The following is an 11,910-nucleotide window of genomic DNA, read 5'->3' as shown; positions in this document are numbered from 1 at the left end:
CAGGTCATGCGACGTATTGCTGTGATGGGCGCTGCCGGGCGCATGGGCAAAACACTGGTTGATGCCGTGCAACAGCGCTCGCCGCTGGGTGGTCTTACTGCGGCGATCGTTCGTCCGGGGAGCACGTTGGTGGGTGCTGATGCTGGCGAGTTGGCCTCTCTTGGGCGGATCGGTGTGCCGTTGTCCTCCAGTCTGGAGGCGGTCATTGACGAGTTTGATGTGTTGATCGACTTCACGTTGCCGGAGGTCATGCTGAAAAACCTGGAAATTTGCCGTCGTTCAGGCAAAGCCATGGTGATTGGTACGACCGGGCTGACTCAGTCTCAAAAGCAACAGTTGTCCGAAGCGGGTCAAGACATTCCGATCGTCTTTGCCGCGAACTTCAGTGTTGGCGTCAATCTCTCGCTCAAGCTGCTTGATATGGCGGCGCGCGTGATGGGTGATGATGCGGATATTGAAATCATTGAGGCGCACCATCGTCATAAGATCGATGCGCCTTCGGGGACTGCGCTGCGCATGGGTGAAGTGATTGCGGATGCATTGGGGCGTGATTTGGAGAAAGTCGCGGTCTACGGTCGCGAAGGTCATACCGGCGCTCGTGAACGCGAAACCATTGGCTTTGCAACGGTGCGTGGCGGTGATGTGGTCGGTGATCACACGGTACTGTTTGCGACTGAAGGCGAGCGACTCGAAATTACCCACAAGGCCTCCAGCCGTATGACCTTTGCTAAGGGCGCGGTTCGCGCTGCGTTGTGGCTGGACGGGCGTGAGCCTGGTCTCTACGACATGCAGGATGTTCTCGACCTGCGTTGATCGCTCCCTGTAAAATCCGGCGGCTGGTGCGTCCGCCGCCGGATTTTAACTGCTAAGCGATGTCCTGTCGCAATCTCGAGCCTTTTAGGCGTTTTAGCGGTAGACCAAAAAAGCATTTTTCTGTAACCTACAGCTTTAGTGTGTCCACTAAAAGCGCGCAGATTATTCGATGAAAAAGCGGGGTGACGTGTCCATACGTCACTCCGCTTTTTTACAACCTGCGATCGCCCTTTCAGGTTTTATTTACGGGAGGTCTTCTTGACTAAGCAAGCCATACTCGCCCTTGCTGATGGCAGCATTTTTCGCGGCGAAGCCATTGGAGCTGACGGTCAAACCGTTGGTGAGGTCGTTTTTAACACCGCAATGACCGGCTATCAGGAAATCCTTACCGATCCTTCCTACGCTCAGCAAATTGTTACCCTGACTTACCCGCATGTAGGCAATACCGGTACTACACCGGAGGATGCCGAGTCTGATCGTGTCTGGTCCGCAGGTCTGGTTATTCGTGATTTGCCTTTGGTTGCTAGCAACTGGCGCAACACGATGTCGTTGTCGGATTACCTGAAAGCCAACAACGTTGTGGCGATTGCAGGCATTGATACACGTCGCCTGACCCGTATTCTGCGTGAGAAAGGCTCGCAGAACGGTTGCATCATGGCGGGTGACAATATTTCGGACGAAGCTGCTATTGCAGCAGCACGAGGTTTCCCGGGCCTGAAGGGCATGGACCTGGCGAAAGTCGTCAGCACCGAGAAGGCCTACGAGTGGCGCTCCAGCGTCTGGAATCTTGCGACCGACAGCCACCCGACCCTGGATGCCTCTGAGCTTCCTTACCACGTCGTTGCCTACGACTATGGCGTGAAGTGGAACATCTTGCGCATGCTGGTGGAGCGCGGTTGCCGCGTGACGGTCGTGCCCGCTCAGACCCCGGCCAGCGATGTTCTGGCGTTGAATCCGGATGGGGTGTTCCTGTCCAACGGCCCAGGCGATCCAGAGCCTTGTGACTATGCAATCAAGGCCATTCAAGAGGTGCTGACCACCGAGATTCCGGTTTTCGGTATCTGCCTGGGTCATCAGCTGCTGGCGTTGGCCTCCGGTGCCAAGACCGTGAAAATGGGTCATGGTCACCATGGCGCCAACCACCCGGTTCAGGATCTGGATACGGGTGTTGTGATGATCACCAGTCAGAACCACGGTTTTGCGGTGGATGAAGCCACTTTGCCTGTCAACGTGCGTGCGATTCACAAGTCGCTTTTTGATGGCACGCTGCAGGGTATTGAGCTTACCGACAAGAGCGCATTCAGCTTCCAGGGTCACCCTGAAGCGAGCCCGGGCCCGAACGACGTAGCACCGCTGTTCGACCGTTTCATCAACGAGATGGCCAAGCGCCGCTAATCCGTTTCCTGTGAATGAAGTCGCCCAAGGCGGCCCCGAGCACCGGCGGCCCTTGGGGGCTTCAGGGAAAAGATTACCGGCTTGCCCACTGACCTGCGGATTTGAGTGACAAACCCATGCCAAAACGTACAGACATAAAAAGCATTCTGATTCTCGGCGCTGGCCCGATTGTTATCGGCCAGGCGTGTGAGTTCGACTACTCCGGCGCTCAGGCCTGCAAGGCACTGCGTGAAGAGGGTTACCGCGTCATTCTGGTGAACTCCAACCCGGCCACCATCATGACCGACCCGGACATGGCCGATGCCACGTACATCGAGCCTATCAAGTGGCAAACGGTCGCCAAGATCATCGAAAAAGAACGTCCGGATGCCCTGTTGCCTACCATGGGTGGGCAGACGGCGCTGAACTGTGCATTGGACCTGGAGCGCGAAGGCGTTCTGGAGAAATTCAATGTTGAGATGATCGGTGCCAATGCGGACACCATCGACAAGGCTGAGGATCGTTCGCGTTTCGACAAGGCGATGAAGTCGATCGGTCTTGATTGCCCGCGCTCTGGCATTGCTCACAGCATGGAGGAGGCTAACGCCGTTCTCGAGAAGCTTGGCTTCCCGTGCATCATTCGTCCGTCCTTCACCATGGGCGGCACGGGTGGTGGTATTGCTTATAACCGCGAAGAGTTTGAAGAGATCTGCTCCCGCGGCCTGGATCTATCTCCAACCAAAGAGCTGCTGATCGACGAGTCGCTGATCGGTTGGAAAGAGTACGAGATGGAAGTTGTCCGCGATAAAAAGGACAACTGCATCATCGTCTGCTCGATCGAGAACTTCGACCCGATGGGTGTGCACACCGGTGACTCGATCACTGTTGCGCCTGCACAGACCCTGACGGACAAGGAATACCAGATCATGCGTAACGCCTCGCTGGCGGTACTGCGTGAGATCGGCGTCGAAACGGGCGGTTCCAACGTTCAGTTCGGTATTTGCCCGGATACTGGCCGTATGGTCGTCATCGAGATGAATCCGCGCGTGTCCCGTTCGTCCGCGCTGGCCTCCAAAGCCACGGGTTTCCCGATTGCGCGTATCGCTGCCAAGCTGGCGATTGGCTATACCCTTGATGAGCTGCAAAACGAAATCACGGGTGGCAAGACGCCAGCCTCTTTCGAGCCTTCTATCGACTACGTCGTGACCAAAATGCCTCGCTTCGCCTTCGAGAAGTTCTCCAAGGCTGATGCGCGACTGACCACGCAAATGAAGTCTGTTGGCGAGGTTATGGCCATTGGCCGGACTTTCCAGGAGTCTCTGCAAAAGGCGTTGCGTGGCCTTGAAGTCGGTGTGTGCGGTCTGGATGAAAAACTGGACCTGAGCAACCCGGAAAGCATGGCCGTGCTCAAGCGCGAGCTGACAGTGCCGGGCGCTGAGCGCATCTGGTACGTAGCTGACGCATTCCGTGCAGGCATGACGGTCGAAGACATCTTCGGCATGAACATGATTGATCCTTGGTTCCTGGTGCAGATCGAAGACCTGATCAAGGACGAAGAGAAAATTAAGACGCTGGGTCTTGCCAGCATCGACCGCGACATGATGTATCGCCTCAAGCGCAAGGGTTTTTCGGATCAGCGTCTGGCCAAGCTGCTGGGGGTTACCGAGAAAAACCTGCGTCGCCATCGCCACAAGCTGGAAGTGTTCCCGGTTTATAAGCGTGTTGATACCTGTGCAGCCGAGTTCGCCACCGACACCGCCTACATGTACTCGACCTATGAGGAAGAGTGTGAAGCGAATCCTTCGGATCGCGACAAAATCATCATTCTGGGTGGCGGTCCGAACCGTATTGGTCAAGGTATCGAGTTTGACTACTGCTGCGTACACGCGGCTCTCGCGTTGCGTGCTGATGGTTACGAAACCATCATGGTCAACTGCAACCCGGAAACAGTTTCGACGGACTACGACACTTCGGATCGTCTTTATTTCGAGTCTGTCACTCTGGAAGACGTTCTGGAAATCGTACGGGTCGAGAAGCCAAAAGGTGTGATTGTTCAGTACGGCGGTCAGACGCCACTGAAGCTGGCGCGTGCACTTGAAGAAGCTGGCGTGCCGATCATTGGCACCAGCCCGGATGCAATCGACCGTGCTGAAGACCGTGAGCGCTTCCAGCAAATGGTCGAGCGTTTGAACTTGCGTCAGCCGCCAAACGCAACCGTGCGCAGTGAAGATGAAGCCATCCGCGCGGCCAGCAAAATCGGTTACCCGCTGGTGGTTCGTCCTTCCTACGTGCTGGGCGGCCGTGCGATGGAAATCGTGTACGAAGAGGAAGAACTCAAGCGCTACCTGCGTGACGCGGTGAAGGTGTCTAACGACAGCCCGGTTCTGCTGGATCACTTCCTGAACTGTGCCATCGAGATGGATGTTGACGCGGTTTGTGACGGTGCGGATGTCGTGATCGGCGCGATCATGCAGCACATTGAGCAGGCAGGCGTTCACTCGGGCGACTCCGCTTGCTCGTTGCCTCCTTACTCGCTGCCATTGCACATCCAGGACGAGATGCGCGAACAGGTCAAGAAGATGGCGCTGGAGTTGGGTGTTGTCGGCCTGATGAACGTTCAACTGGCACTGCAAGGGGAAGACATCTACGTAATTGAAGTGAACCCGCGCGCTTCGCGCACCGTTCCTTTTGTCTCCAAGTGCATTGGTGTCTCACTGGCAATGATTGCTGCGCGCGTCATGGCAGGTAAAACCCTGAAGGAAATCGGTTTCACCAAAGAAATCATTCCTAACTTCTACAGTGTGAAAGAAGCGGTGTTCCCGTTCGCCAAATTCCCGGGTGTTGACCCGATTCTTGGCCCTGAGATGAAGTCCACCGGTGAAGTGATGGGGGTAGGTGATACCTTCGGTGAGGCATTTGCGAAGGCTCAAATGGGCGCGAGCGAAGTATTGCCAACTGGCGGCACCGCCTTTATCAGTGTGCGTGATGACGACAAGCCTTTGGTGGCAGGTGTTGCGCGTGACCTGATCGCTTTGGGCTTCGAGGTGGTTTCCACAGCGGGCACGGCCAAGTTTATTGAAGCGGCAGGATTGAAGGTACGCCGTGTCAACAAGGTGACCGAAGGTCGCCCTCACGTTGTCGATATGATCAAAAATGACGAAGTCACGCTGATTATCAACACAACTGAAGGTCGTCAGTCGATTGCTGACTCTTATTCCATTCGTCGTAACGCCTTGCAGCACAAGATTTATTGCACCACGACCATTGCTGCTGGCGAAGCGATCTGTGAAGCGCTTAAATTCGGCCCTGAAAAAACCGTACGTCGCTTGCAGGATCTACACGCAGGATTGAAGGCATGAGCATAACCAAATACCCAATGACCGTTCAGGGCGCGAAAGCCCTCGAAGAAGAGCATGCGCACCTGACGAAGGTTGTTCGGCCCAAGTTGAGCCAGGACATTGGCACGGCACGGGAGCTGGGTGACCTGAAGGAAAACGCTGAATATCATGCAGCTCGTGAACAGCAAGGCATGGTGGAAGCGCGCATTCGTGATATCGAAGGCCGCATGCAGAACGCAGTCATTATCGATGTGACGACCATCCCCCATACCGGAAAGGTGATTTTCGGTACGACGGTAGAGATCGCTAACGTTGAAACTGATGAAAGCGTGACCTACCAGATCGTTGGTGAGGATGAGGCTGATTTCAAGCTCGGAAAAATCTCTGTCGGGTCCCCGCTTGCTCGTGCCTTGATCGCCAAGGAAGAGGGCGATGTGGTGGCTGTGAAGACGCCAAGCGGTGTGATCGAGTACGAGATTGTTGAAGTTCGCCACATCTGAACACAGGCGCCCGCTTCGAGCGGGCGCACTGGTTTGGCAGCTAGCCCAGGTGTTGTGGGTTGGCGGTCTGTGGTTGATGCATTTAGGATTGATGCCGGTGCTGGCCCAAATCGGACTGGCGCCGTTGTTGGTAGAAGAGATCGGCAATACGCTTGAAGTGCTGCTGGTCATATTTTCAGCCGTCTGCGTGTTTGTGCAGGCGCTGGTATTGGCCAGGACTGAGGGCGTTGAGAGTATTTGGCGCGACCTGCGTGGGCAGCTGTTGCTGATGGCGCTGGTCGGTTGTGCGTTGTATCTCGCAGGGCATTCATGGCTGACTGAAGCATTGCGCTGGCAGTCGTTTTTTTACTGGTTGGCTGGCTTTTCGGGTTTGATTCTGGTGCTTCAGCCTATTCCGGGTGAGAGTATCAGGGCGCGCTTTGCACGCCCTTGACCCTTGTCGACATCACTTGAAGCGGTGGATGTTCGACAGTTGCTTGTTTACATTGACGTTCTTGCGGTACAGAAGCGCCATTTTGCCAATCACCTGAACCAGTTCTGCTTTGCCGCTTTTGCAGAGTTCTGCAATGGCAGCCAAGCGAGATTCGCGGTCCAGGATGTTGACTTTGATTTTAATCAGCTCGTGATCGCCCAATGCGCGTTCGAGTTCGGTTAAAACACCTTCAGTCAAACCATTGTCAGCCACAGTCAATACTGGTTTCAGATGGTGGCCAATGGATTTGTACTGTTTCTTCTGCTCTTGAGTGAGCGGCATAATCTGACCCCTGTGTCTGATCTTGTAAAAAGCGGCGGCCAGTTTACCCGAGCGAGTCCCAGACCGCCCAGTTAATCACGACCCGTTTATATTTTTTGAGGTGGCCCGTGGCCCGTTCCAAAACTAGCCTGAATTGGCTGAAAGAACATTTCAACGATCCTTACGTCAAAATGGCGCAGAAAGACGGATACCGTTCGCGTGCCAGCTACAAGCTGTTGGAGATCCAGGAGCGTGATCGGTTGATTCGCCCCGGTATGACGGTGATCGACCTGGGCGCTGCTCCAGGTGGATGGTCGCAAGTGACCAGTCGTCTGATCGGTGGTCAGGGGCGCTTGATTGCTTCCGACATCCTGGAAATGGACAGCATCCCTGACGTGACCTTTATTCAGGGGGATTTCACTCAGGACGATGTGTTGGCCCAAATACTGGAGGCCGTCGGAAATACGCAGGTAGACCTTGTGATTTCAGATATGGCCCCCAATATGAGTGGATTGGCCGCTGTTGATATGCCGCGCGCGATGTTCCTGTGTGAATTGGCACTGGATCTGGCAGGGCGCGTATTGCGACCAGGTGGTGATTTTCTGATTAAGGTCTTTCAGGGGGAAGGCTTCGACCAGTACCACAAAGACATCCGTAAGCTGTTCGAAAAAGTGCAGATGCGTAAGCCATTGTCATCGCGTGACAGGTCCCGGGAGCAGTATTTGCTGGGTCGTGGCTTCCGCGGTATTGAAGGTTCTGCCAGCGATGAGCGTCTCTGACCAGGGCGATAGTTTTATTTGTATCGCTTTACAGATCTGGCATAACGAATATTGTGTAGTCAAAGTTTCACAAAGGGTTACAGACGGAGCCTGCAAGCCTTGTAGGCAATGTAGTAAGTTATGCCGGTGAATATCATGCGAAGCACGCTTTCAGTAGCGGAGCTTGCTTCAGAGGGTAGCTAATTGAACGATATGGCAAAGAATCTGATCCTGTGGTTGATCATCGCCGCTGTCCTTGTGACCGTGATGAACAACTTCTCTAGTCCAAACGAGCCACAAACCCTCAACTATTCCGACTTCATCCAGCAAGTTAAGGATGGCAAGGTCGAGCGCGTAGCGGTTGACGGCTACGTGATTACCGGCAAGCGCAGTGATGGCGATACCTTCAAGACCATTCGTCCGGCAATTCAGGACAATGGTTTGATTGGTGATCTGGTGGATAACCACGTCACTGTCGAAGGTAAGCTGCCAGAGCAGCAAAGTATCTGGACGCAACTGCTGGTTGCGAGCTTCCCGATTCTGGTGATCATTGCGGTCTTCATGTTCTTCATGCGGCAGATGCAGGGCGGCGCTGGCGGTAAAGGCGGCCCGATGAGCTTTGGCAAGAGCAAAGCGCGGTTGCTGTCTGAAGACCAGGTCAAAACGACCTTGGCAGATGTTGCAGGCTGCGACGAAGCCAAAGAAGAAGTAGGCGAACTGGTCGAGTTCTTGCGAGATCCGGGGAAATTCCAGCGCTTGGGCGGTCGTATTCCGCGTGGTGTGCTGATGGTAGGCCCGCCTGGTACGGGTAAAACCCTGATTGCCAAGGCGATTGCCGGTGAAGCCAAGGTTCCATTCTTTACGATTTCAGGCTCTGACTTTGTCGAGATGTTTGTGGGTGTGGGTGCAAGCCGTGTTCGCGACATGTTTGAGCAGGCTAAGAAGCACGCCCCGTGCATTATCTTTATCGACGAGATTGACGCGGTAGGTCGCCATCGTGGTGCTGGCATGGGCGGTGGTCACGACGAGCGTGAGCAGACCCTCAACCAGTTGCTGGTTGAGATGGACGGCTTCGAAATGAACGATGGCATCATCGTAATTGCCGCGACCAACCGTCCTGACGTGCTTGACCCGGCTCTGTTGCGTCCGGGGCGTTTCGACCGTCAAGTGGTGGTTGGTCTGCCAGATATCCGTGGTCGTGAGCAGATTCTCAAAGTTCACATGCGCAAAGTGCCCATTGGGGATGATGTTCAGCCAGGCGTCATTGCGCGGGGTACGCCCGGCTTTTCAGGGGCTGACCTGGCTAACCTGGTGAACGAGGCTTCGCTGTTCGCAGCTCGCACCGGTAAGCGTGTTGTGGAGATGAAAGAGTTTGAATTGGCCAAAGACAAAATCATGATGGGTGCCGAGCGCAAATCCATGGTGATGTCGGACAAGGAAAAACGGAACACGGCTTACCACGAAGCGGGTCACGCGATTGTTGGTCGCGTAGTGCCTGAGCATGACCCTGTTTACAAGGTTTCGATCATCCCTCGTGGTCGGGCATTGGGTGTCACGATGTTCCTGCCTGAAGAGGATCGTTACAGCCTGTCCAAGCGTGCGCTGATCAGTCAGATTTGTTCGCTGTATGGCGGTCGTATTGCAGAAGAAATGACGCTGGGGTTTGATGGTGTCACTACAGGTGCCTCCAACGACATCATGCGTGCCAGCCAGATTGCCCGGAATATGGTTACCAAATGGGGCCTTTCCGAAAAACTGGGTCCTTTGATGTATGCCGAAGACGATGAGTCCTATCTGGGTCGTGGCGGCGGCGGTCAGGGTGCCAATGTTTCGGGTGAAACAGCCAAGTTGATCGACTCGGAAGTGCGCAGCATCATTGATCAGTGCTACGGAACGGCCAAGCAGATCCTGACCGACAACCGTGACAAGCTGGAAGCCATGGCTGATGCCCTGATGAAGTACGAGACGATCGATGCAGATCAGATTGACGACATTATGGCGGGTCGACCTCCGCGTGAGCCGCGTGATTGGGGTGATGGTTCGGGCACACCGACAGCGCCGACGCTGGATAAAACCGAGCGTCCGGAAACACCGATCGGTGGTCCGGCAGCAGATCACTAAGGCTTGAAATGACTTCTGTACAGTCCTCGACCCGGTTGCCTTGCGGCAACCGGGTTCTTGATTTGGCCCACACGCACGTGATGGGTATTCTCAACGTAACCCCTGACTCTTTCTCTGATGGTGGCCGGTTCGCTCCCCTGGATGCGGCTTTGCGTCATGCGCAGGCGATGGTTCAGGCGGGAGCAACGCTCATCGATGTGGGCGGCGAGTCAACCCGTCCGGGTGCGCGTGCGGTCACAGCGCAGGAAGAGTTGGAGCGTGTTGCACCTGTTGTTGAGCTCATCAGTCGTGAGCTCGATGTCATTATTTCTGTCGACACCTCCACGCCTGTCGTAATGACCGAGTCGGCGAGTCTTGGTGCTGGCTTGATCAATGATGTGCGTTCATTGCGCCGAGAGGGTGCGCTGGAGGCGGCCGCTGCAACAGGATTGCCTGTGTGTCTTATGCATATGCTGGGTGAGCCCGGCGACATGCAGAATGACCCGCATTACGGTGATTTGGTGGGCGAGGTATCCGCATTTCTTGCGGATCGAATGAAAGTTTGCGCTTCAGCCGGCATTGAGGTTGAGCGGATCATTCTTGATCCGGGGTTTGGCTTTGCCAAAACCCTTCAGCACAATTTGAGCCTGTTCAAGCACATGGAGGCATTGCATGCGCTGGGGCGGCCTTTGCTAGTAGGCGTATCGCGTAAAAGCATGATCGGGCTGGCCTTGAATAGGCCAGTTACAGATCGCTTGTCCGGCAGTCTGGCGTTGGCGGCATTGGCAGTGACCAAAGGTGCGCGTATCTTGCGTGTCCATGATGTAGCCGAAACGGTTGATGTGGTACGGATGATCGCAGCGGTAGAGTCCGCCGACCAAGAATGATGGAGCAAGTATGACGAAGAAATATTTTGGCACTGACGGCATTCGCGGTCGGGTCGGCGTTTACCCCATTACCCCTGATTTCATGCTCAAGCTGGGCTGGGCGGCGGGTATGGCGTTTCGCAGTATGGGTGCTTGCCGGATTCTGGTCGGTAAAGACACGCGGATTTCCGGTTACATGTTTGAGTCTGCACTAGAGGCCGGGTTGTCGGCGGCAGGGGCGGATGTCATGTTGCTGGGGCCGATGCCTACACCGGCAATCGCGTACCTGACACGCACCTTTCATGCAGAAGCCGGGATTGTAATCAGCGCTTCACACAATCCTCATGATGATAATGGCATCAAGTTCTTCTCGGGTGAGGGTACCAAGCTCCCTGATGAAGTCGAGTTGATGATCGAAGAGTTGCTTGATGCGCCGATGACTGTGGTTGATTCCGGTAAGTTGGGCAAGGTCTCGCGCATCAACGACGCGTCAGGGCGATACATCGAATTTTGTAAGAGTAGTGTCCCGACAAGCACCAACTTCAATGGTCTGAAGATCGTTGTCGATTGTGCTCATGGTGCGACGTATAAAGTTGCCCCCAGTGTGTTCAAAGAGCTGGGTGCCGAGGTGACGGTGTTATCGGCTCAGCCGAATGGCCTCAACATCAATGACAATTGCGGCTCGACCCATATGGGGCAATTGCAAGCGGCCGTACTCGCTGAGCATGCGGACCTGGGCATTGCCTTTGATGGTGATGGCGACCGGGTGCTGATGGTGGATCACACGGGTGCAATCGTGGATGGTGATGAGTTGCTATTCATCATTGCGCGAGATCTGCATGAGCGTGGCAAGTTGCAAGGTGGTGTGGTCGGCACGCTGATGAGCAATCTTGGACTTGAGTTGGCCTTGGCTGATCTAGGTATTCCTTTTGTGCGTGCCAACGTGGGTGACCGGTACGTTATTGCGGGTCTTCAAGAGCGCGACTGGCAAGTGGGTGGCGAAAACTCAGGTCATATTGTCTGCTTTCAACACACAACGACCGGCGATGCGATCATTGCTGCGCTTCAGGTGTTGCTGTCTTTGCGTCGTCGTGAGGAAAGCCTTGCCCAGTCGCGTCAGGCCGTTCGCAAATGCCCTCAGGTTTTGCTTAATGTTCGGTTCTCGGGTGGTGTAAATCCTGTCGAGCATCCGGCCGTCAAGGAGGCCTGTGCGCAAGTTACGGAGGCGATGAAAGGCCGCGGCCGTGTGCTTTTGCGTAAGTCGGGTACAGAGCCATTGGTGCGGGTCATGGTCGAAGGCGACGACGAAATCATGGTCCGTGGCTATGCAGAAGAGCTGGCAAAACTTGTAAGTGAAGTTTGTGCTTGAATTCGGCTTGCCAGCGCGGATGTGGTTGGGTAACATCTGCGCCCACTTTGACCGACGAG

At 55.1% G+C, this 11,910-nt stretch carries 10 protein-coding genes; 9 read left to right on the top strand and 1 reads right to left on the bottom strand.

Going from position 1 to position 11,910, the window contains the following annotated elements; all coding sequences use genetic code 11:
- The first annotated feature begins 6 nt into the window (after nt 1-6).
- The 5 genes from dapB (at nt 7) to HBN61_RS15135 (ending at nt 6,458) form a co-directional block, all read left to right on the top strand.
- The gene (dapB, locus tag HBN61_RS15155) at nt 7-813 is read left to right on the top strand and encodes a 4-hydroxy-tetrahydrodipicolinate reductase (RefSeq protein WP_170047057.1); all 807 of its coding nucleotides are present in this window, start codon (nt 7-9) and stop codon (nt 811-813) included.
- 258 nt (nt 814-1,071) lie between these two features.
- On the top strand, nt 1,072-2,208 hold the full coding sequence (carA, locus tag HBN61_RS15150) for a glutamine-hydrolyzing carbamoyl-phosphate synthase small subunit (RefSeq protein ID WP_170047056.1): 1,137 nt from the start codon (nt 1,072-1,074) through the stop codon (nt 2,206-2,208).
- Nucleotides 2,209-2,324: 116 nt separating this feature from the next.
- Nucleotides 2,325-5,546, top strand: coding sequence for a carbamoyl-phosphate synthase large subunit (gene carB, locus HBN61_RS15145; RefSeq protein ID WP_083333214.1), 3,222 nt, complete (start codon nt 2,325-2,327; stop codon nt 5,544-5,546).
- A gap of 2 nt (nt 5,547-5,548) precedes the next feature.
- Nucleotides 5,549-6,025, top strand: a complete 477-nt coding sequence (gene greA, locus HBN61_RS15140) for a transcription elongation factor GreA (RefSeq protein ID WP_047277680.1) — start codon at nt 5,549-5,551, stop codon at nt 6,023-6,025.
- A gap of 28 nt (nt 6,026-6,053) precedes the next feature.
- Entirely contained in the window at nt 6,054-6,458 is a 405-nt protein-coding gene (locus tag HBN61_RS15135; RefSeq protein WP_047277678.1) for a hypothetical protein, read from the top strand.
- Between the two features lie 12 nt (nt 6,459-6,470).
- Here the strand turns inward: HBN61_RS15135 and yhbY are convergent, their stop codons facing one another.
- On the bottom strand, nt 6,471-6,779 hold the full coding sequence (gene yhbY, locus HBN61_RS15130) for a ribosome assembly RNA-binding protein YhbY (RefSeq protein ID WP_047277546.1): 309 nt from the start codon (nt 6,777-6,779) through the stop codon (nt 6,471-6,473).
- A gap of 107 nt (nt 6,780-6,886) precedes the next feature.
- Here yhbY and rlmE point away from each other — a divergent pair, with 107 nt between their 5' ends.
- From rlmE to glmM, 4 genes are all read left to right on the top strand, one after another.
- On the top strand, nt 6,887-7,537 hold the full coding sequence (gene rlmE / locus HBN61_RS15125) for a 23S rRNA (uridine(2552)-2'-O)-methyltransferase RlmE (RefSeq protein ID WP_047277544.1): 651 nt from the start codon (nt 6,887-6,889) through the stop codon (nt 7,535-7,537).
- A gap of 192 nt (nt 7,538-7,729) precedes the next feature.
- Complete coding sequence (gene ftsH, locus HBN61_RS15120) at nt 7,730-9,637, top strand: ATP-dependent zinc metalloprotease FtsH (RefSeq protein WP_047277542.1); 1,908 nt, start codon at nt 7,730-7,732, stop codon at nt 9,635-9,637.
- Nucleotides 9,638-9,645: 8 nt separating this feature from the next.
- Nucleotides 9,646-10,503, top strand: a complete 858-nt coding sequence (gene folP, locus HBN61_RS15115) for a dihydropteroate synthase (protein WP_047277540.1) — start codon at nt 9,646-9,648, stop codon at nt 10,501-10,503.
- Nucleotides 10,504-10,513: 10 nt separating this feature from the next.
- A complete protein-coding gene (gene glmM / locus HBN61_RS15110) occupies nt 10,514-11,851 on the top strand; it encodes a phosphoglucosamine mutase (protein ID WP_047277537.1) in 1,338 nt (445 codons plus the stop codon).
- Nucleotides 11,852-11,910: the final 59 nt, after the last annotated feature.

It is taken from the genome of Pseudomonas sp. WS 5071 (assembly GCF_012985765.1).
GTDB classification, from domain to species: Bacteria; Pseudomonadota; Gammaproteobacteria; order Pseudomonadales; family Pseudomonadaceae; genus Aquipseudomonas; species Aquipseudomonas lundensis_A.
This window is presented reverse-complemented; position numbering and strand designations above follow the sequence as displayed.

Coding starts and splice junctions, on each gene's coding strand:
- dapB (WP_170047057.1), top strand. CDS start 7: ATGCGACGTATTGCTGTGATGGGCGCTGCCGGGCGCATGGGCAAAACA.
- ftsH (WP_047277542.1), top strand. CDS start 7,730: ATGGCAAAGAATCTGATCCTGTGGTTGATCATCGCCGCTGTCCTTGTG.
- yhbY (WP_047277546.1), bottom strand. CDS start 6,779: ATGCCGCTCACTCAAGAGCAGAAGAAACAGTACAAATCCATTGGCCAC.
- carB (WP_083333214.1), top strand. CDS start 2,325: ATGCCAAAACGTACAGACATAAAAAGCATTCTGATTCTCGGCGCTGGC.
- folP (WP_047277540.1), top strand. CDS start 9,646: ATGACTTCTGTACAGTCCTCGACCCGGTTGCCTTGCGGCAACCGGGTT.
- glmM (WP_047277537.1), top strand. CDS start 10,514: ATGACGAAGAAATATTTTGGCACTGACGGCATTCGCGGTCGGGTCGGC.